Annotated in this window: 16 protein-coding genes; 6 read left to right on the top strand and 10 right to left on the bottom strand. The window is 47.1% G+C overall.

Translation table 11 applies throughout. From position 1 onward, the window contains the following. Positions 1–10: 10 nt before the first annotated feature. The 3 genes from FN124_RS18375 to FN124_RS18365 all read left to right on the top strand — a co-directional run bounded on the left by FN124_RS18375 (position 11) and on the right by FN124_RS18365 (position 6749). Positions 11–1588, top strand: a complete 1578-nt coding sequence (locus tag FN124_RS18375; protein WP_142686210.1) for a SusD/RagB family nutrient-binding outer membrane lipoprotein — start codon at positions 11–13, stop codon at positions 1586–1588. Positions 1589–1968: 380 nt separating this feature from the next. After that, positions 1969–5118, top strand: coding sequence for a SusC/RagA family TonB-linked outer membrane protein (locus tag FN124_RS18370; protein WP_221887828.1), 3150 nt, complete (start codon positions 1969–1971; stop codon positions 5116–5118). A gap of 29 nt (positions 5119–5147) precedes the next feature. Next, the gene (locus FN124_RS18365) at positions 5148–6749 is read left to right on the top strand and encodes a SusD/RagB family nutrient-binding outer membrane lipoprotein (protein WP_260607496.1); all 1602 of its coding nucleotides are present in this window, start codon (positions 5148–5150) and stop codon (positions 6747–6749) included. Positions 6750–7025: 276 nt separating this feature from the next. Here FN124_RS18365 and FN124_RS18360 read toward each other — a convergent pair whose 3' ends face one another. From FN124_RS18360 to FN124_RS18350, 3 genes are all read right to left on the bottom strand, one after another. Continuing rightward, positions 7026–7838: an alpha/beta hydrolase gene (locus tag FN124_RS18360; RefSeq protein WP_142686209.1), complete on the bottom strand. Its 813-nt coding sequence runs from the start codon at positions 7836–7838 to the stop codon at positions 7026–7028. Positions 7839–7921: 83 nt separating this feature from the next. Further along, positions 7922–10246: a M1 family metallopeptidase gene (locus FN124_RS18355; RefSeq protein ID WP_142686208.1), complete on the bottom strand. Its 2325-nt coding sequence runs from the start codon at positions 10244–10246 to the stop codon at positions 7922–7924. Positions 10247–10254: 8 nt separating this feature from the next. Further along, positions 10255–10836: a HupE/UreJ family protein gene (locus FN124_RS18350; protein WP_142686207.1), complete on the bottom strand. Its 582-nt coding sequence runs from the start codon at positions 10834–10836 to the stop codon at positions 10255–10257. 68 nt (positions 10837–10904) lie between these two features. Here FN124_RS18350 and FN124_RS18345 point away from each other — a divergent pair, with 68 nt between their 5' ends. From FN124_RS18345 to FN124_RS18335, 3 genes are all read left to right on the top strand, one after another. Next, a complete protein-coding gene (locus FN124_RS18345) occupies positions 10905–11393 on the top strand; it encodes a DUF6702 family protein (RefSeq protein ID WP_142686206.1) in 489 nt (162 codons plus the stop codon). A gap of 185 nt (positions 11394–11578) precedes the next feature. Then, entirely contained in the window at positions 11579–11761 is a 183-nt protein-coding gene (locus tag FN124_RS31820) for a type II toxin-antitoxin system HigB family toxin (protein WP_142686643.1), read from the top strand. A gap of 71 nt (positions 11762–11832) precedes the next feature. Next, on the top strand, positions 11833–12213 hold the full coding sequence (locus FN124_RS18335) for a transcriptional regulator (protein WP_260607495.1): 381 nt from the start codon (positions 11833–11835) through the stop codon (positions 12211–12213). Here the strand turns inward: FN124_RS18335 and flxY are convergent. The 7 genes from flxY to FN124_RS18300 are packed head-to-tail and all read right to left on the bottom strand — an operon-like array spanning position 12210 to position 22508. Continuing rightward, positions 12210–13502, bottom strand: a complete 1293-nt coding sequence (flxY, locus tag FN124_RS18330) for a flexirubin biosynthesis putative acyl-CoA ligase FlxY (RefSeq protein WP_142686205.1) — start codon at positions 13500–13502, stop codon at positions 12210–12212. The two genes, FN124_RS18335 and flxY, sit on opposite strands and share 4 nt — an antisense overlap. A gap of 11 nt (positions 13503–13513) precedes the next feature. Beyond that, positions 13514–13891, bottom strand: coding sequence for a holo-ACP synthase (acpS, locus tag FN124_RS18325; RefSeq protein WP_142686204.1), 378 nt, complete (start codon positions 13889–13891; stop codon positions 13514–13516). 5 nt (positions 13892–13896) lie between these two features. Then, the gene (locus FN124_RS18320; protein ID WP_142686203.1) at positions 13897–15582 is read right to left on the bottom strand and encodes a C45 family autoproteolytic acyltransferase/hydrolase; all 1686 of its coding nucleotides are present in this window, start codon (positions 15580–15582) and stop codon (positions 13897–13899) included. Continuing rightward, a complete protein-coding gene (locus tag FN124_RS18315) occupies positions 15583–17100 on the bottom strand; it encodes a phytoene desaturase family protein (RefSeq protein WP_142686202.1) in 1518 nt (505 codons plus the stop codon). Continuing rightward, the gene (locus FN124_RS18310; protein WP_142686201.1) at positions 17087–20962 is read right to left on the bottom strand and encodes a trifunctional MMPL family transporter/lysophospholipid acyltransferase/class I SAM-dependent methyltransferase; all 3876 of its coding nucleotides are present in this window, start codon (positions 20960–20962) and stop codon (positions 17087–17089) included. The genes FN124_RS18315 and FN124_RS18310 overlap by 14 nt, the downstream gene beginning before the upstream one ends. Further along, the gene (locus FN124_RS18305; RefSeq protein WP_142686200.1) at positions 20955–22148 is read right to left on the bottom strand and encodes a DUF2062 domain-containing protein; all 1194 of its coding nucleotides are present in this window, start codon (positions 22146–22148) and stop codon (positions 20955–20957) included. The genes FN124_RS18310 and FN124_RS18305 overlap by 8 nt, the downstream gene beginning before the upstream one ends. Beyond that, positions 22149–22508: an ApeI family dehydratase gene (locus FN124_RS18300; RefSeq protein WP_142686199.1), complete on the bottom strand. Its 360-nt coding sequence runs from the start codon at positions 22506–22508 to the stop codon at positions 22149–22151. Between the last annotated feature and the right edge of the window lie 30 nt (positions 22509–22538).

Here is a 22538-nt window from a genome sequence, read left to right as displayed (position 1 = left end):
ATACTCACCAATGAAAAGCTGGAAAACAACCACATTATTCGCTGTTATGGCAATTATGCTGGCAAGTGCATGTACGAAGAAATTTGATGAGATCAACAAGAATCCTTTCGACTTTACAGAAGAGGAACTGAAAGCCGATTACCGGCTGATGGGAGAACCTTTGTCGCAGGCGCAGCTGAACCTGCTCATTTATAACGATCCCCCCACCGCCCAGCTGCAGCAAAATCTCAATGCGGATGTCTTTTCCGGCTATATGATGGTGCCTACTCCCTTTGAAGGCAATATCAACAATACCAACTACGGCCTGTTATACTACTGGAATAATAAACCCTGGCAGGTTACCTACAGCAATGTGATGAAAACCTGCGACTTTGCACAATCCAAAGCCAAAGGACATTACGCTGATTTCTATGCATGGGCACAGATCATCAGGGTGGAAGCCATGCATCGCATCAGCGATATTTACGGGCCCGTTATTTATACAAAGTATGGCATACTGAATGAAGAAATGGGCATTGATTATGATTCACAACAGGAAGCCTACTATGCTTTTTTTAAAGACCTGGGTGAAGCGATAGACACACTCACCGGTTTTATCAGCAGCGGCTTTCCCCAACGTTTCGCCACATTCGACCTTGTATACAAAGGCGATTATACCCAGTGGGTAAAATTTGCCAACACACTGCGTTTACGGCTGGCCATCCGTATTTCGGGGATTGATCCGAAGAAAGCAAAGGAAGAAGGAGAAGCTGCATTGAGCCATCCACTCGGATTGCTCACCCTGCCCGCAGATAATTTTGCAGTGAATATATCGCCGGTTACACATCCGCTGAATATCATGTGCTACACCTGGGCCGATCTGAGGATGAGCGCTCCTATGGAATCAATATTAACCGGGTATAAAGATCCGCGGCTGGCTCATTATTTTGTTCCTACAGACGATGGGGTAAATATTTATCATGGCATACGCAACGGTATCAGGATTGCCGCCAAGGAAGAATACAGCGGTTTTTCACAGCTGGTGAAATTTGACAACAGGATCCTGTTCATGACGGCAGCGGAAGCCTGGTTCCTGAAAGCTGAAGCAGCGCTATACGGATGGAAAGGCGCCGGGAATGCCGCTACCAACTATGCCGCCGGTATCAGTACCTCTTTTAATCAGTACGGCATTCCTAACGTCAATGCATATATGAACAATAGCGTGGATAAACCTCATCCCTATATTGATCCGCAGAACAGCGATAACAACGTGCCGGAAGGTGATCCCCACTTAAGCACCATTACCATCAAATGGGAAGAAGATGCGCCATTACAACGGAAACTGGAACGCATTATCACACAAAAATGGATCGCCATGTTTCCCGAAGGGCAGGAAGCCTGGAGTGAATTCCGCCGCACCGGTTATCCGAAATTATTTCCTGTAGTGATCAATAACAGCGGTAATACTATTTCTACTGAAAAATTTATCCGGCGCCTGCCTATGCCACAGATAGAACTTGTTACCAACCCCAAGGCGGTTGCCCGTGCCATAGCCACGCTCAGAGGCCCTGACACCGGCGGAACCCCGCTCTGGTGGGATCTCCGTTAACATCTCCCCAAAAAATAAAAATAATTTAAAACAGGATAGTACTAAAAATAACTCCGCACGACTCCTTTCCTGAAGCGCCGCATTTGAGCGCTTCAGGCTATGTAACCTGTAACAGGCAGGCGTTATCAAAAACATATTTCATGTAAGGGAAACACATCACAACAACACTGCTTTGCTCAACCCGGTTCAACACATTGCGATAGGCAATGAGGCTTTGCACGCTCCTATGGGCCGGTATTGCATATAACGCGGGGGAAAACAACCGCTAAAGGATGGTGCGCGCCATGCTAACGGGTATTCATTTTCTAAAAGCACGCAAAAAATGAACAGTTTAAATCAACAATATAAATCCCATTTATTAACCAAATAAAAAGGCAAGTATGAAAAAAAACCTACGCCTTATGAAAGTGTGCGCTATGACCGGTCTGGCCCTCACTTCCATATTAGCCGACAGTGCATATGCGAAGGCCGCCGGCTATGCATGGTCGCCCGCATCTTCATTCCGTAGCACTTTCCAGGAAAAAGAAATCAGTGGCACCGTAAAGGACAGCAAAGGCAACCCGCTTCCCGGTGTTACTGTACAAATCAAAGGCGCCTCCAAAGGCACACAAACAAGTGCAGAAGGTAAATATCATATCAATGCTAAAACCGGTGATGTGCTTGTTTTCAGCTATGTTGGATTCGCTGTGAAAGAAAGCAGCGTTGGCAGCAACGCCACCGTGAATGTTACATTGGAAGACAATGTAAAAGGACTTAATGAACTGGTAGTTACCGCACTCGGTATACAACGTAAAGCAAAAGACCTCACCTACTCTACCCAACAGGTAAAAGGAGAAGATCTTACCAATGTAAAAGAAACAAACGTTATCAATAGCTTATCCGGCAGAGTATCCGGTTTACAGATCAACCGCAGCGCTTCCGGTGTGGGCGGTTCTGCCAGGGTGATATTACGCGGACAAAAATCTATCCGTGAAAACCAGCCCCTGTATGTAGTAGATGGAGTACCTATTGCCAACTTCACCAGCGCACAACCCGGCGACCTGTGGGGACAGGCATCCGGCGCATCTTCCGGCGGCCGTGACGGAGGCGATATTCTAAGCACCATCAACCCGGATGATATTGAAAGCATCAACGTACTGAAAGGCGCTTCCGCATCTGCATTGTATGGCAGCCAGGCCGGTAACGGGGTGATTATCATTACCACGAAAAAAGGAAAGATAGGTCAGGCTAAGGTGAACTTCTCCTCCAACTTCACGATCGACAGGCTCGCTTATCTCCCCGAATCACAAAACTCCTATCTTCAAACAGGCGCAGGTACGATCGACAGCTGGGGCAAAGCAGGCAGCAGCCGGGAAATTGTGAAAGATTTCTTCCGGACAGGCACTACCTGGATCAATTCTGTAAACATAGCCGGCGGTACAGAAAAAGCGCAAACCTACTTCTCTTATTCCAACACCACGAATAAGGGCATCATGCCTACCACAAAGTATGGCCAGCACACGCTCAATTTCAGGGAAACAGGTACTTTCCTGAACGACAAACTGACTGCCGACGCAAATGTACAGATGACTACACAAAATGCGCATAACCGCCCTACTTCCGGTTTGTATTATAACCCGCTTACCGGTTTATACATTTTCCCCAGGGGACTGGATTTTGAAAGTTACAAAAACAACTATGAGTACTTCTCCACCATGCGTAACGTGAACATGCAGAACTGGTGGAATATCAACTATGATAAAGGCCAGGCGGGGGAAGACTTCCAGCAGAACCCATACTGGATATTGAACAGGAACGTTACCGAAAACAGGAAAGATAATCTCATTGCTTCACTGAGCCTGCGGTATGCTATCAACGACTGGTTAAATGTACAGGTACGTGGTAACGCCAACAAAGCATGGGACAAGTATGAACTGAAAGCAAACGCAGGTACACAAACAACCATCGCTGATGCCAACGGCCGTTATACATACGATTACCTTACCAGTACGCAATACTATGGCGACCTGCTGGTATCCGGTAACAGGAAATTATCTGATAAACTGGGATTCAATTTTACTGCCGGTACCAGTATCAATGATCTGAAACAGGACCGCACCTTTATAGATTCCAAAGACGGCGATCTTGCATTTGCGAATGTATTCCACATCGGTAACCTGAAACTGAGCCCTGCAGCGAAATTAACGCCCACCGGCGCCAGGAGGCAGACCCAGTCTGTGTTTGCAACCGCCGGCATAAACCTGAGCGAAAAAGTATTCCTGGACCTGACCGCCCGTAACGACTGGTCGTCCACCCTGGCTTATACTCCTTCCATGAAGAAAGGATACCTCTATTACTCCGCCGGTTTAAATACCATTCTCAGCGATGTATTCAAGATGCCTTCTTCCATCACCTATTCAAAGATCCGCGCTTCCTATGCGAAAGTGGGTAATGATGTGGACCAGTTTGTAACAAGACCAACCAACCAGGTGATTTCAGGAACGCTGATATCCAATATTGCCGGTCCTTTTGGCGGTATCGCGCTGAAGCCAGAGATCACTACTTCCGTTGAAATTGGTACCGAGTGGAGGTTCTTCGATAATCGCCTCAACCTGGATGTTACCTGGTACAACTCCCACACCAAAAACCAGTACTTCGATTTCCCTGTATCCGTAGGCTACCTGTATCCTAATGCTTACCTGAATGCAGGCGATGTACAGAATACCGGTATTGAAGCCACACTGGGATACCAGGTGATCAAGCAAAAGAACGTAGGCTGGAACACCGGCTTCAACTTTACCCGTAACCGGAACAAACTGATCAAACTGGCACCGCAGCTGAACGGGGATTATACCATCACGCCAAAAGGAGACAACGTTAATACATATGCGTTAGTACTTCATGAAGGCAGCGCCTATGGCGACATCTACGGAAAGAAAGCCTTACGCAATGAAAGCGGTGCGCTGGTAATAGATGATGAAACCGGCAAGCCCAAAGCAAAAGACGGCAAACTGGAATACCTGGGCAACCCTACGCCGGATTTCCTGCTGGGATGGAACAACTCCATCAACTGGAAAAAATTCAATGTGAACATCCTTGTGGATGGCCGCTTTGGCGGTAAGGTAATGAGCATTACCCAGGCGATGATGGACCAGTACGGCGTATCAAAAGCAACTGCAGACGCACGTAATAACGGCGGCGTGGATGTTCCCGCTGTGTACGCCAGCGGCAAGGCCTACACCGGCAAAATACCGGCAGACCTGTACTACCAGGGTATTGGCGGCCGTGCAGGCATCACTGAATTCTATATGTATGATGCTACCAACATCCGCTTAAGGGAATTATCCATCAGCTATGGTTTTGCATTGAAACCAGGATTCTTCAAAGATATGAAGCTTGGACTGGTAGGACGTAACCTGTTCTTCATCACTAAAAAAGCGCCTTATGATCCCGAACTGAGCATGAGCACCGGCAATGGTGTACAAGGTGTGGATGTATTTGGTTTACCATCTACCCGCAGCTTTGGACTGAACCTGAAATGTGCATTTTAACCTGATTAAGAACAACAAAAACAAGAGCTATGAATTATAAAATATTCAAAATAGCAGGTCTGGCTATGGCAGCCACGCTATGCTTCAGCAGCTGTACCAAAAACTTTGAAGACATCAATAAAAATCCCTACGGTTCCACCGACGATGAACTGGCAGCCGATTTCGCACTGGTTCCGGCCTTGCTGCAACAGGCGCAACGCAGTATTTACCTGTATCAGCCGGCTCCCACTTTCCAGCTGCAGCAAAACCTGCTGAGCGATATTTACAGTGGTTATATGATGTCGCCCACACCTTTTGGCGGCAATATCAACAACATCACCTACAGCTTCGTGGATGGCTGGATCAACACCACTTTCAGTACCGGCTATACGAATGTAATGAACCCCTGCTTCAAAGTGGCCGGTTTCACAAAAGGCAAAGTACCGGACAGCTATGCCATGTCGCTCATCATTAAGGTGGAAGCCATGCACCGCACCTCCGATATCTTCGGCCCTATCATCTACAGCAAATACAATACACCGAATGCAGATGGTTCTATCGATTACGACAGCCAGAAGGATGTGTATTATACTTTTTTTGAAGAGCTGAAAACAGCGATCGATATCCTTACGCCGCTGGCAGATAAGCCTTCTACAGCGTTGTTCACAAAATCAGATCTTGTATACGGCGGCAACTACAAACAATGGCTACAATTTGCCAACACACTGCGTTTGAGGCTTGCCTTACGCATTGTAAACGTAGATGCAGCCAAAGCCAAACTGGAAGGGGAAGCCGCCCTGGCCAATGCAGGCGGATTACTGCAAACCTATAAAGATAACTTCACCGTGGATATTGGTACCACCACCCATCCGTTGAACACCATCTGCGGTTCCTGGGGCGATATCCTGATGGGGGCGCCAATGGGCACTTACCTCGGCGGGTACAATGATCCCCGCCTTCCTTTATACTTTAAGAAGGCAGTAGATCCTGTTGTAAAAGATAAATACATCGGTATCCGCAATGGTATCAATATTGATGGTAAAGCGCGCTATGCTGATTATTCCAAGCTGGCAGACCTGCCTGGCAAATTGCAACTGGTAACGGCTGCTGAAGCCTGGTTCCTGAAAGCAGAAGCGGCTATCCGCGGATGGGCCGGTGCAGGTAACGCACAAACCAATTATGAAACCGGTATACAAACATCCTTTAATCAATATTCACTGGGCAGCGCCGGCACTTATTATAACAATGCCACTTCCCTGCCTGCTGAATACATTGATCCCAAAGCAATGACAGCCGGCCAGAATGATATTAAAAAAGGTTCGCAGTACCTGAGCACCATCACCATCAAATGGGATGAAGGCGCCAACTTCGACAGGAAACTGGAACGTATCATTACCCAGAAATGGATCGCTAATTTCCCTGAAGGACAGGAGGCATGGAGTGAATTCCGCCGCACCGGTTATCCGAAACTGTTCCCGGTTGTTGTGAACAACAGTGGTGGAAAAGTAAGCACTACTGATTTTGTTCGCAGAGCCCCATTCCCGAGTAATGAATACTCTACCAACGGCGCAGGTGTTACCAAAGCGGTTGCCACGCTGAGTGAGCCCAAAGATGTGGGCGGTACGCACCTGTGGTGGGATCCTAAAAAATAAAAACAGACATTCTTATTTTGAATCGCGTGCATAAAAAAGGCCGGTTCTGTTGAGGACCGGCATTCTTTGCGGATTTTGTCTGACTCAGGATTTAGATGATTACGCTGATTACATTGATTTACCTTTTAGTTTTTTTTATAGACTAGGGAGATAAAAGCGCATTCCGCTGCTATCTCCCTATTTGTTCTTATCAATTTTAAAAGATCTGTTTTCTTTAAAAAAATCTGTGTAATCAGCGTAATCATCTAAATCCTGAGCCAGACAACATCCGCTCTTTTACTTTTGAAAAAACTGGTGGAAAAACAGCAATTGGTATTTCACCGCATTTGCCCAGTAGTTCCAGTTATGCTCCCCGGGACGCTCTATATAATCGTGATCGATACCTGTCAGCAATAATTTTTTATGAAGATCCCGGTTTACATCAATAAAAAAGTCTTTCACCCCGCAATCGATGATCAGCGATAAAGCGCCGGACTTCAGGCTGTCTACCTGCTTAATTACCGTATAGTCGTACCAGTTAGCCCCATCCTTTCCGGGATCACCGAGACGTTTTTTAATATCCCAGTTCTTCGGGAAGGGCCGGAAATCCACGCCGCCGCTCATGCTGCCGGCAGCGCCAAACATATCCTGGTGGCGGATGGCAAGGAACAGCGCACCGTGGCCGCCCATGCTCAGGCCGGCAATGGCACGGTGAGCGGGCTCTGGCAGGGTTTGATAGTGCTGATCTATATATTGCGGAATTTCCTTTGATACATAGGTTTCAAAACGCATAGAGCTATCTACCGGGCTGTCAAAATACCAGCTGGTTACTGCGCCATCGGGGCATACGATCATGCACTGGTAGGCATCCGCCAGTTCCTTGATAACCGGCACATTGGTCACCCAGTTGGCGAAATTACCACCGGCGCCGTGCAGCAGGTATACTACCGGGTACCGCTGCGTACCGTTTTTATAGGTGGCGGGCGTAATGACCACACATTTGTAGGCGCGCTTCATTTTTGCGCTGAGAATAGATACGGTATCCACATCCGCTGCCCTGGCCGTTTGCGCCAGGCATATCAATAATAAGAAATGGGCTATTGCTTTCATTACTCTGGCTTTTAAAGCATCTTAAAAAATAAGGCGGCTATCATACTATAATGATAGCCGCCACAAAATATAAAATAGCTTGTTTATTTTATACTGGCTTTCTTCATCGGGTTATCGCCGCTGGAAGCGCCCCGTACGCCCCCGGTTGACTTAAACAGCTCAAACCTGGAAGCCGCAGCCTCCCGTGGCCAGCTGTTATTGCTTTCGTCTATATCGGCTGTTTCGCGCAGTGGGTCCAGCCTCACAGCTACCGCCTGTTTATCTTTCGCAAACACTTTTGTTACTTCATTTTCATTCTTGCGCCAGATATAGGCAGAAATACGGTCGGTTTCTTTTGTGCCATCTGCAAAGGTCCATTCAATAATAAGGGGCATTACCAGTCCACCTTTATTGGAAAATGTAAGCTGGTAGAAATTCTTCTTACTATCATACAGCGCTTTTTCTTCTTTACTCAGCCCATTGTAAAACTGGTTGTAGGCGGCTTTATCTTCCTGTCTTACCCCGAAGCGGTTCCATTTGCTGTAGAAATCCTGCAGGCTGGTATCCTGGTCTACCGCGAATTTCACGCCGGCGGCTTTGTTGCGCTGCCTGGCTATATGGTCCATATTTTTCTCATAGGTAGCCTGTTCGTTCCTGGCAGTTTCTTCCGGGTTCTTCCCATCCATGCGATACCATTTTACGCTGTCGATAGAGATATCTACCGGTTCAATCCCAAAGAACCATCCGCGCCAGAACCAGTCCAGGTCTACAGCAGAGGCATCTTCCATGGTACGGAAGAAATCGGCCGGTGTGGGGTGTTTGAATGCCCAGCGGCGGGCGTATTCACGGAAAGCAAAATCAAACAGGTCGCGCCCCATGATGGTTTCTCTCAGAATATTCAGTCCTGTTGCCGGCTTTGCATAAGCATTCGGCCCAAACTGCACAATATTCTCCGAGTTGGTCATGATAGGTTCCAGCTGATCTTTCGGCATCTTCATATAATCCACGATCTTATGGGCAGGGCCGCGGCCGGAAGGAAAGTTGCTGTCCCATTCCTGTTCCGCCATAAACTGGCAGAAAGTATTGAGCCCTTCATCCATCCAGGTCCACTGTCTTTCATCGGAGTTCACGATCATAGGGAAGAAGTTGTGTCCCACTTCATGGGTGATCACTCCTATCATACCGTTCTTTGTCGCTTCGCTGTAGGTACCGTCTTTATCGGCGCGGCCGTAGTTAAAGCAGATCATGGGATATTCCATTCCGTTGGCGGCTTCCACGGAAATGGCTACCGGGTAAGGATATGGAATAGTATGTTTGGAATAGGACTTAAGCGTATGCGCCACTACTTTCGAGGAATACCGGCGATACAGCGGGTAGGCTTCCGGGCCGTAGTACGACATGGCCATTACCTTACTGCCTTCCACGTTAGCTGCCATCGCATCCCATACAATGCGGCGGGACGAGACCCAGGCGAAATCGCGTACGTTCTGTGCTTCGTATACCCAGGTATTTGTTTTACCGGAATGGCCCTGCATAGCTTTTTTCACCTCATCGAGATTTACCACTTCCACCGGTTCGCTGCTGTTTTGCGCCTGTTGCCAGCGCTGGTACTGCGCCGGTGTGAGCACTTCCTTGTAGTTCTGGCATTCGCCGGTAGCGCCAACAATATGATCAGCGGGAACGGTCATGCGCACACGAAAATTGCCGAATGTAAGGGCAAATTCCCCCCTGCCGGTAAACTGTTTATTCTGCCAGCCCTGAAAGTCGGAATATACTGCCAGTCGCGGGTACCACTGTGAAATAGTGTACAGGTAGTTTTTATCTTCCGGGAAATATTCATAACCACCGCGGCCGCCGATAGTCATACGGTCGGAGATATTATACCACCACGATACCCTGAACCGGAACTTTTCACCTGGCATCAATGGTTTTGGCAGATCTATGCGGAGCATGGTCTGGTTAACCGTATAAGGCAACGCTTTACCATCGGCGTCTGTCAGCTTTACAATCTTTACGCCCAGGTCTTTCACCGGAGGAAGGATCCTGTTCAGTGTAGCCATCGTCATTTTATCAGACATGCGGCTTTCATCGAATTGCTGGTTGTCGCTTTTGGGGTCGTGCTCATTCTCGTCCAGCTGCAACCACAGGTAGCTAAGCGGATCGGGCGAATTATTAAAGTAGGTAATGGTTTCCGCGCCGGTAAGTTTCTGCTGTTCATCGTCCAGCTGCGCTTCTATATCATAATCAGCCCGTTGCTGCCAGTATTTGGGCCCGGGAGCGCCGGACGCGGAGCGGTACATATTAGGTGTTTGTAACATGGCGCCCAGCTGCTCAAAACGGTTGCCATGATTGGATCCGGGATTGCTCTGCGCCTTCAGCAGCAATGCGCTGCAGCACAAAACCCCGGCGAGATAAAGTTGTTTTCTCATAAACAGTATTATATAAACAGTGCTCTTACGCCTTGAATAACCATCAGAAATGCCGCGCCAAAAGTAGCAGAAGAAAGGAACATATTCCAATCCCGGCGTTTTAAGCTGCCAAATTTCACGATCGTTGTAGAAATGAGCAGAATGCACATTACAATGATGATCTGTCCGAATTCCAGTCCTAAATTGAATCCCAGGAGTGGTTTAACAATATTTGCCTGGCTTCCCAGCAAACTTTTCAGGTAATTGGAAAACCCCAGTCCATGGATCAATCCGAAAAATAACGCATAGAAATAATTCAGTTGCAGTTTTTGCGGCTCATCGTCTTTCCGGATAATATTGGAAATGGCGGTGATACAAATGGTAACGGGTATCAGGAATTCAATCAGTGCCGCAGGTATACGGATAATGTGTAACACACTTAAAGCCAGCGTAATAGAATGACCCACTGTAAATGCAGTCACCAATACCAGTACTTTTCTCCAGTCGCGCAGCAGGTAAATGGCGCTCAACGCTATTACAAAAAGAATATGGTCATACGCATCCCAGTTTATAATATGTTGCCACCCCAGCTGAAAATACAACTCATCCATTGTCCCCTTTTCTATAATTTTGGTAATTATAAAGCGTAAAAGTTAATTTTTTTAAAAATATTAGTCCAGTGGGTTTATTATTATGTAAATGGTGGATGGCATTGTGGCTTACAGCCATGCATCCCTTTTATGCAAGCGTGACGGAGATTTCACATGATGCCGGTAAAAAAGAACTGCAGGTAAGCTGCCGTATTTTTACAGATGACCTGGAGAACACGCTTAAAGCGCAATACAAGGCCCCACTGGATCTTACCCATCCTGCCAACAGGAAACAGGCGGAGGGATACGTGGCCGCCTATCTTTCACAACATCTTGTAATTACTCTCGACGGTAAAAATATTCCCCTGCATTTTATTGGTTACAGGATAGAGGAAGATGCGGTATGGAGCTTCCTGGAAGCGGAAAATATACCAGCGCCCAAAAAGGTACAGGTGAAGAATAACCTGTTGTATGAACGGCATCCTTCGCAAACGAATATGGTGCATGTGCTGGTTGGTGGAGAGCGGAAAAGCACCAAGCTGGATAACCCGGAAGATATGGTGGTGATGGGGTTTTAAAGGGTAAAAAGGGAATTCAGCTCATTTACATTGTCTAAATTAAATTTCATTATTTGAAATTTAATTTCTAATTTTGGAAGATAAACTCATGTTATGGTGATCGTCTCGAAAACGGCAATCAATGAGTTTTCCTTAAGCATCCAGATGCTGTTGACCCTTTATTGTACTGATATTATGTTAGTAAACTGGCTGACTGGTCAAAGTTTTCGGATATAAAGGAAAGCTTTAATACGGTTGATTATATTGGTGATGACCTATATGTTTTTGATATAGGTGGAAATAAATTCAGATTAATAGCAAGAATTTTCTTTCGGGTCCGAACCATATACATAAGATTTATAGGAACGCATAAGAATATGATAAAATAAAACCTGGTTCACTTTAGGCGACAGGCCCAATCAGCATATGGGTGATGTATGCATACAGCAAAAACGATAATATGAAAAAGTTACGCAACCCTTCATTGTCCTCAGAAAAAGAATATGCTGCCGCAATGCAACGTATTCACCTGTTAATGAAAAAAGGCGAGTCAAATTTAAAAGCCGGCGAACTAAAAGAACTTCAACAACTTTCCATCGCTGCTGAGCGCTATGAAGATACACGTTATCCGCTTCCCAAACCAACTACATTAGCAGGTATGATAGAACTTAAAATGTTTGAAATGAAACTCAAACAAAAAGAAATGGCAATTATGCTGGATATTGGAGAGGCTAAATTTTCACAGATCCTAAACGGCAAACGGAATGCTGATGTAGATTTTTTAAAAAAAATATATCACAAGCTCAAAATTGACGCGGATTTTATTATGCAACATGTTTAACTCCTGTTATCCACAAACTTCACCGGTTTACGGCTATTTTCCGGGAACTGCATCCGCATAATATCCTGCTGCCCGGTATACCTTACCTGTGGGATTACGCGCAGCTTCGCCTGCAGGTAGGATTTTATTTTACGGTCCATCTCCTCTGATTCCTCGCGTGGCCACAGGTGGAGCAGTATTTCATCAGTGCCCAGCTCATTGGAGTATACTTCTACCACAAATTCCTTCACATCTTCCATATCATTGAGCAAATCAAACAGGGCCGGTGGATACAGCGTAGTGCCTTTATATTTGATCATCTGTTTTTTACGTCCTATTACGGGAGATAACCGGAGCGTATGCCTGCCGCATGAACAGGCTTCATAATGATACTGGCAAATGTCGCCTGTTTTGTAACGCAGCAGGGGCATGCCTTCCACGCCAAGTGTAGTGATGGTCACTTCTCCTTCCTCACCGGGGGCTACCGGCTGGTTATTTTCATCCAGCAACTCCACGTACAATAGTTCGGGATGATGATGACCTCCCTGCCCTGCCCTGCATTCGGTAAAGGCAGTCTGCATTTCAGTGGATGCATAAGTGGAATACAGCTTGATATTCCATTGCTCTGTGATCTTCTTACCCAGTACATTGAGTGAAAAATCTGTGTTACGGATATTTTCCCCGATACATACGGCTTTCTTTACGGAGGTCTGGTTAATATCTATGTGATGCTCTTTTGCGTAAGCAATGAGCTTTACTATAAAGGAAGGCACCCCTACAATGGTGGTAGGCTGAATGCGCTGTATATTTTCCCATTGCATACTGGGCACACCGGGACCAACCCGCAACACGCCAGCACCCAGTTTGCGGATGCCGTTATAATAAGCCATCCCGGCCATGAACTGGCGGTCGAGTGTGAGCATCAGCTGGTAAATGTCGCTGTCGGTACCATCGGCGCAACAGAAAGAAATATATTCATTGTAGCTTAAACGCTGCAGGTCTTTTTCCGTTAAAGCAATGATCACGGGGCGTCCTAATGTACCGGAGGTAGTGGTGTACTCGGCTATCTTGCTTTTATCCACACAAAGGAATTCCCAGTTATGTTCCTGCAAATCCTCTTTGGTAACGGGAGGTATCTGTGAAAATGCTTCCAGCGATTGAACCTGGTCCGCAACAATGTCATGCTTTTTAAACCATGCTTTATAGAACGGTGAAAACTCACGCAGGTATCCCAGCAGGCGCAGTACTTCTTTCTCCTGGTAAGCCCTGATAGCTGCTTTAGACTGTAGTTCTATATCCGGTATATACATCTTCTGTAAATTTATCCTTCTAAAATCACCGTGGCAACGGCGGCGCTTTTTTCATGTGATAAGGATACCCATATTTTCCTTATGCCTGCCTGTTCATACCTGGCAGCTCCGTTCCCTATTAAAAATAACTCCGGTTTCCCGGCGGCATCGTTACGTATTTCTATTTCGTCGAAGTTTACGCCTCCGTTGCCCCAGCCTGTGCCCAAAGCCTTTAGCAGGGCTTCCTTTGCCGCGAAACGGGCCGCATAGCTTTCTGCCGGCACCGCCTGGTTTTCGCAGTAACTGATTTCAAAAGGAGTGAAAACCAGGTTACGGAATCCATCTCCCTTCGCCAGCTTTGCCGCTATACGTGGCACTTCTACGATATCTGTCCCGATGCCAATGATCATAACAGTTAGCTTTTTAATTTAGCATTACACAGTGCCAGTTGCTTGCGGATATGATCTTCCTCTCCTTTGGTAGCAATTACTTTTGTTAAAGCCGTTTCATAATAGGATTTTGCTTTGGCATATGCTTTCTGCTTATACTCATAATCGCCTGCCAGCACATAGGTATGGTAATAGGCGGGGTTGGAAGCAATCAGCGCATTGATATCCACTGCCTTTCCTTCTTTCAGCTGGTCTCGCAGCCGGCGGTATGTTTCAAAGGCAAGATATTCTTTTGACAACAGGAAACTGTCGGCCGCAATATTCTGTGCGCTGTCGTATACTTCATGATCAGTAGTAAGACCATGCATGCTGAATATCTTATTCAGATCATACGCCACGAACTGCCCCAGCTGGTAGGGAGCAGTAGATACCCATACCATTCCTTTCTTAGGCTCAAACACAATGGAATGATGCGCTATCAGCTGGTTGATGGCTTTCTCATTTCCCATCCCTATATTGGCATTATGTAACCCGCCACGGTCGCGCAGGATATCCACTGTTTTCTGAACGGTGTTGGGGCCTTTCTCTTTCATCAGCTCGGCCAGCCTTTCAAAACGGTACCCGGAGGCGCTTTCCTTTATCTGCAGTTTGTTGGAGGCAAGGCCGCCCAGAGAATCGCCCTGGTAATGATTGGTACAGGTGATAAAGTTTTTACCGGAGCTGTACATGTCCATACCTTCTGGTGTTTTCTGGATAATCACGGCTTTGTTATCTTCTGCAGAACCCACCAGGAAAGATTCTGATACGAACATTTTGCGTTTCCGCGCAATTTCCCAGGCTTCGTTGATATTTTTCGCATACTGCAGTATCTCCCTCGCCACCAGCGAAACCGGGGTGGCAGCGGCAGTAGGCACACTTGTTTTAGCCGCATTGATGGTTACCGTCAGTCCTTTATCGTTCATGCCGGATACCACGCCGGTAAAGCCGCCCCAGGTTACAAACATAAAGTTATGACCTTTCTGCGGGCGGTAGAATACCACCATCTTCTCTTTCGCAAAATCATCGCCCATATAAAAATCAAAGTTACGGCCAATGATCAGGTTACTGTCGGCCGACTGCTCATTCCAGGTAGCAAAAGAGGTGCAACCTACCAGCATCATGCCCTGCAGGGCATGCCCTATGTCGTGCGCGGCATGATAGTTCATCAACCTCGCATAGTTGGTACCGATATAATCATAGTTCGGAGAAGCAGAAAAGGACTCCCCGTATATTTCTTCCTTAAATTCTTCCGGCACATAATCTGCCAGGTCCCGGTTAAACCAGCCAATAAAATATTTCAGGAAATGCAGGTAAAAAGTAGAAGGTACCATTTTGCTGAACTGCGCCACAAATACGTCTTCCTGCCGGCGGATCAGCTCCCCGGAAAGTTTACCGTTGATCACACCTCTTTCGAAAGGCGCTCCTTCCACATACATTTCATACAAACCGCTGTTGCTTTTACGGAACCAGTTGTTGCCCAAAGTATACGCGGTACTGTCCAGCGCCGTACGTTGCAGCTGCAATGCGCTCTTGTCTGCAATTTCCGGCGGGGGCATTTTGCTTATGGCTACCAGGTAAATGGCCAGCCCCACAAAAAGCAATATGAAAAAGCCGGTGATGTATAATAGTATGCGTCCAAATATTCTCCAGCCGCTGCGTTTCTTATTTTTCACTTATGTATATATTGACTGATTAATTTCATCTACCAGGAAACCCATTCCCAGCAGCTCTGCCGAGGTGATCACACCACTGATGGTTACCCCCAGAATTCCATGCAAGTTCAGGTTTTGCCCGGTAAGATACAAATTGGATAGTTTAGTACGGGCGGAAACCATTGACCGTAAAGGATCTGCACTATCTTTTGCGATACCGTACATACTGCCGTCGCCGGTACCAATGTAATCGCGGTACGACAAAGGCGTTGCTACATAGGAAGTATGGATACAATCACGAAAACCCGGGAACTGCTTCTCCACGCAATCAATGAGCAGGTTGGCCTTCTTCTCTTTAAAAGCTTCATAATCCGCGCCCCTGCTGCCTGTTTGCAATACGGTGTTGAAAGTATGCCGCCATGGCTGCACCTCTTCATACCGCATATAGGTCATCACCGACAAACTATCTGCCCATGTTTCGTCCTTTGAGCTGGCAGATACATACATGGCATAGGTTTGGGGCCATTCCTCCTCTTTATAGGCAATACCCGCCCAGGCATTATCACTGGCGTGGTAATAATGATTATAGTTAAGATATTTAAAGGTACGCGGCTTCAATGCCACGTTCAGCACAAAAGCGCCTACTGAATTTTCAAGGCCCTGTATACGGTTGCGGTAAGCGCTGCGCAGTACATCGCTGTGCGTAATAGCCATGGTTTGCGCGGGATGCAGGTTGGAGATATAATGCGTGGCCTGTGCTTTACTGCCATCCTGTAATACTACATGATCTACCCGGTCGCCTTCCCCTTTGATAGCCGTAACGGCCATGTTACGGATCACTTCACCACCATGTTCCCTGATTTGCCGGCATAACAGCTTCCCTATCTGTGAGCCACCATCTATGCATTTCCAGGAACTTTGCATATAGCTGTTCACCACCAGCGCATGTACATAAAAAGGTGTTTTCTCTGCTACGCCCGCGTATAACAGGTTGTTGCCGGCCAGCACCTGTTGCAGTTTTTCATTACCGGTAATGCTGCGAAGATAATCGGCTGTATTGAGCTGCAGTACTGAGCGCTTCTCTTCATAATCGCCTGTACGCAGGTTATACAAAGGGAATTTGCTGCATACTTCAGAGATCTTGCTGCAATAAGCGCGCAGTGCCGCTTCTTCACCGGGAAAATCTGCCAGCAGGGTACGGATGAAATTTTCTTCCCCCTGGGCAATGCGGTATACTTTATCATCGCCTGCAAAACTGATATGATCAAACCCGTCCATATCCATGCGTTTCAGGCGCAGCTTATCATAAATACCGAGGTATTTAAATACTTTATAGAGATTTTCACCGGGGGCCAGTCCGCCTATATAATGCACGCCGGAGTCAAAAATTACTTTATCGCGGGACCAGGTTTGCAGGCATCCCCCCGTTTGCCGGTTCTTTTCGTATATGCATACGCGGTACCCGTGCCGGCTGAGGATCGCTCCGCATACCAAACCGCCAAGGCCGCTGCCTATAATGATAACATCATAGTGTTGCATAATTTTTCCGGGGGAGTTTTTTTATCACAAATATGACATTGGAGGTATACCGGGTATTATCTATTTCCTCTGCTTCTGCACCATACTTGTGAACCAGGCTACGCACATGTGCAGCTGAGAAGAACGATAACTGCTGATCTTTCGTTTTATTGAACCCAATTACTTTCGTAGACATAAACTCCGTAAACTTCGTACCCTCATGCCTTTTGGCCCTGTCGCTGTCGCCATCGCGGACCACGATCACCCCACCGGGCGCCAACCGGGCTATGCATTGCTGTAACAACGTTTCCTGTTCATCTGCAGGCAGGTAGTGCAGTACATCGCTCAAAATAAAGGCATCATATTCCTCAAACGGAGTGGCGGAGATATCGCCGTGAATGAACTGCAGCTGTTCCGCTTTCTTAAAGCAATGCGCCGCAGTGGCTATTTTATCTTCATCATAATCAATACCGGTGATGTTCCTGCCGGGCGCCGTCCATGCAAGCATATAGTCCATAAAGCCGTACCCGCAGCCAATGTCCAGTATACGGCCTTCTTTTGGCAACAATTCATGGAACAATTCATAATTGTTCTCCATCTTTGTTTTCACCCGCATGTACCATTCCAGCACCGGTCCCTTATAGATGTAATTATATTTCAGCTGTTCCCGGAAATACTTTGGTACTTCCGTTTCCGCGCGTAATACTTCATACTGTTGTTTAAAATAACGGCTGATAGATCTCGTACGGGCGCTGTAGTTATCTCCCCAGGATCTGTCGTTCTGTGTAATACGGGGCAGGTACTTTACGCTTACCGTTCCGTCTTTCAACAGGAAATCACCTTTGGTCATCGTATAGGCGGTACCGTGAATCACCATTGGTAAAATATCCAGTCCGAGTTGCTCTGCAATATAAAAAGCGCCTTTGTGAAACCGCTTGATAGCCGGGTCCGGAGAACGGGTGCCTTCCGGGTATACCACAATAGAATATCCTGCCGCCACTCTTTCTCTCAGTTTTTCAATGGCTCCTTCGGCCCCATCTGCTACGGGGTAATAATCTGCCAGTCGTACCACCGCACCAAACACCGGTGAGCGCCATACCCACTGGTTGGTAAGCAATATCACTTTAGGATGCAGCATGGTAGACACGAGTATATCGAGGAACGACTGGTGATTGCTGATGATCACCGCGGGCTTTTCCAATTGTTCATTCAAGGGATTGATGATACGCTTCTTTACATTGCGCATAATATACAATACACTGTGCGTGTATGCGGAAAGGATGCGGTGATACAATACCTTTCCTTTCTCTTTATTAAAAGGGTTCCAGCGGATCAGCACTGTGCCAATGGCAGTTAGAAGGAAACTGCCGGTTGCGAAATAAGTGAACGAAAATACAGAGAGCACCCATCCCTTGAAAGTCCACGGTGCAAAGCCTTTGCGCACCCGCCCGGTAATAAGCCAGTTAAACAGGAAAGGGATCATCACCTGCGAGATCAGCACCACTGTTCCGATGCCAATAATAGAGATCAGCGCAATGGATCTCAGCGAAGGGTGCTGTGCAAAAATGAGCACGCCCAGTCCTAAAATGGTAGTGATGGCCGACAGGAAGATGGATGATTTAAAGGAAGAAAGTGTCTTCTTTCCTGTTCTGTATTCCTGCAACAGCCCATCCATCATAAAGATGCTGTAATCATCTCCCAAACCAAAAATAAAAGTAGACAGGATGATATTTACAATATTGAATTTAATGCCAAACAGGCCCATAATACCCAGTATCCATATCCAGCTCACCGCCATGGGGATAAAGGTGATCAGCGCCAGTTCAATACGGCCGTATGATAGCAACAATGCGAAGAACACCAGCAGGGATGTCATCCAGGCAATGCTGTTGAACTCATCTTTCACTACTTCTACCAGGCGGTTTGCAGCATATTGTTTATCCAGCACGGTGGTGCCGGGTAATTTTTCCAGCGCATCATATACTGCCTGTTTATGGGATGGATCTACTTTCAGCAGGGTCACTACTGACGTAGTCCCGTTCTTCTCTATAATAAAATCGCCGAGGTTACCGCTGCGTAATGTTTCTAACGCCTCCGGCTCAAGCGGCTGGAAGTTGCTGTTGACCAACCTTTCGAACGGATCAAATGCAGATGCGCTAAAGCCCAGCGTACTACCTTCCCTGCGGAGGTATTGCAACAGCTGCTGCTTTTTATCGGCCGTCCAGTAATTATTCCAACGGTTAATACGGGCCTGCTGTTCCCGGGCGGATAACAGTAACGCCTGTACGCCGGCGTACTTCTTCACAATACCTTTATCCTGTAACTGGCTGATAACCGGCATCAGCCGCTCCCCGTTTTCCAGCGCTCCTTCCAGGTTCGGGCCGTCGGATACCACGTAAACAGACTGCGCCACGTAGGAGTTCACACTGTTCAGCTGCGCTTCCGCCGTTTTTAATTCCGGCGTCATATAGTTCATGCGCATCATATCACTTTCAAATGATACGTTACGCGCGGTATAAAAAAATATAATTGTGAGCAGGAAAATAGCGCTCACCAGGTATTTATTTTTCTCGGGCCGGAGCGCGGATAGTTTATCGAGCCAGTTGTGATGCTGCGTATTTACAGCAGCTGGCTTTCTTCCCATTACAATCCAGTGCGGCAGGAAGATCAGTGAAAACAACGCGGCTCCTACCAGGCTGAGTGCGGCGAACAATCCCACATCTTTCAGCATAGGCGAATGCACAAACTGCAAACAGAGAAAACCTCCGATGGTGGTAAAGCTTCCCAGCGTCATAGGCGTGGCCAGGTCGCTGATCACTTCACGGATATCATGCGAGTGGCGGTAATGGTTAAACACATGCAGGGAATAGTTCACTGCAATACCCAGCACCACAGCGCCGGCGCCCAGTGCCATCACAGCAATGTGGCCTTTGATCAAGTATATCCATGCCAGTGAGAACAGGCCGCCGAAAATTACCGGCAGCATCACCAGCACCGGCGCTCTCTTCTTCTTAAAAAACAACGCGATCAATACAATCAGTAATACTATCGTGATACCTTGTGTGAGAAAAGTGTCCTGTCTTAACTGCGTGGCATTGCCTACAGAAACGGCGGTGCCGCCAAACCAGGAAGCAGCAATTCCCGGATACTGCTGATCCAGGGTATCTTTAATATTGTCAAGCCCTTTCAGGAACTGCGCGTTTATTTTTGTAGCGCCTGGCGGATTGGCAGGCGTAATAAAGATCATCAGGTGTTTATGATCTTTGGTGATGATGTAGTTATCGTACAGTTCAAACTGGTCGTCGTATTGCAGGTGCTGCAGCTTCTTTACGCCTATCCAGGCAATGCCAACCGGATCGGCCTGGATCATTTTCTTCAGCACCAGTCCGGCTGGTGATATCAGCGTATTATAATCGTACTGTAAAGATTGCTGCAGTTGCCCGGGTGTCAGCAAACTATCGATCTTTGCATAATCATTTGCTTCCAGGAAAACGGGCAGGTGTTGCTGTATCACCTGCATTAATCCCATGATCATGGCGTCGTCTGTTTGCGATTGGATCTGCCTGATATAGGGCGACAACTGTGCGCCGGCCCTGGTGCTTAATGCCGCTGCATAAGCGGTTAAACTATCAGGTTGCGCTTCCTTTAAGGTATCTTTTTGGGAGATGGTAATGATCAGTTTGTCCGCAAATCTTGAATCCTGGAACACCTGTTGCAGTTTATCCAGTTTCTTATCCTGCGGCAAAATTCTGGTAATATCTTCTTCCAGCTTTATTTGTGCGGCAAAATAACCTACCAGCAGAAAACTGGCAATGGTGCAACACCACATCCATGCTTTACGCTGTTCAAAAAAGTTATAGATCGCTACAAATAGATTACCCATTTTTCTGTTCTTTTCTAAAAATTGCCAGTATTGCCCAGCTGATCAACCAGGCCAGTAAGCCTCCGGTTACTGCCAGGGTAATACTGCCAAATACATATTGCAACAGGTTATCCCTGATGGTGTCGAAGGTAATGCCGTTGGAGAATACCAGGTCTTTGGCGGTTTGTCCCATCCATACCCGGCCAGCCAGGAAACTGGCAAAGATCACGAAAGGCGTAAGCGGTGGTGTGCTGATATGCGCAAAAAGCAGCACCAGTGCTTTATTCAGTTTGAATTTAATAGACAGCAGGATAGATACCAGCAGCTGGAATCCCCAGATGGGCACTATTCCCATAAAAATACCAAAGCCAATGGCGGCTGCTTTCCTGATATTGGATTCATCAGACTTCAGCACTTCTTCTTTCCACATCTTTTTCCAGTTCTCTTTTTTTAAAAGAAAACGGACCAGGTCGCGGGGCTTGATATATAAAAAGGTAACCAGTACCAATACCGTATTCAGTACAGTGATACGGGAAACGTCCCTCACCGGCCTGAAATGGGATACCCGTTCTTCCGGTGGCGGATAGTACACCCGCACGGGTGTCCAGTCTATTTTAATACCTTTCCAGGCGCTGCGTACCAATACCTCTATCTCAAATTCGTATTTGGTGCAGAAGTAATGCATATTTCCCATGCGACGCAAGGGATACAAACGGTAGCCCGATTGCGTATCGGGCCCTTTCAACCCGGTAGTTACCTGGAACCAGAAATTGGATACCTTATTGGCGGAGGTACTTTTACCGGGCATGTTCTCCTGGTGCAGGTTACGGGCGCCTATTACGAGGGCGCCCGGCTTTTCCGCGATCTGTTGCAGCATAGCAGGCAGGTCGGTAGCAAAGTGCTGCCCGTCGGCATCCATCGTGATCACATAGTCGTACCCCTGCTGCAATGCATAAGCGAAGCCACGGCGCAGGGCGATGCCCTTACCACGGTTAGGGCTATACGACACTAACTGCAGGGAGGGGAACTGCTCCAGCACTGCGGCTGTTTCGTCGGTGGCACCGTCATTCACCACTATCACATGACTGGTATAAGTCAGTACGTCCGACAATACATTGCCCAGTGTTCCCGCGTTATTATACGTAGGAATAAGCACCGCAGCGCGGTGACGCTCAAAATGTTCGTTATGTGTAGGCTGGCTGGTCACTTAATTGAATATACCCTGGAACTTCATAAATGTTTTGTCGTCGCGCTTCAGTGTAGCATTCACTTTCCATCCGCCTTCCTCTTCCTTATAAGTGAGCGTAACATCTACCAGCGGTTGTTTTGTTGGGTCAATCATGTTCAGGAACTTCATCTGGCTGGCTTTTTTCAGCCTCACTTTCTTGTCCAATGCGCTTTCCAGTACTTCTGTAATGGTTTGCATCATGCATACGCCAGGCACTACAGGCTGCTCCGGGAAATGCCCCTGGAATATAGGATGTGCCGCATTCAGTTCGATGGTGACAGCCACCTGCCCGGCTTCCCGGGATTGCGAGGTGACAGTATAAAAATTTCCTGCTAACATTGGACGATGTGATTATATAATTATGTTGAC

Origin of the sequence: Chitinophaga polysaccharea (assembly GCF_902150045.1) — a bacterium.
In the GTDB taxonomy this organism is placed as follows: domain Bacteria; phylum Bacteroidota; class Bacteroidia; order Chitinophagales; family Chitinophagaceae; genus Chitinophaga; species Chitinophaga polysaccharea_A.
The sequence above is the reverse complement of the archived record's forward strand: the minus strand, read 5'-3'. Positions and strand labels throughout refer to the sequence as shown.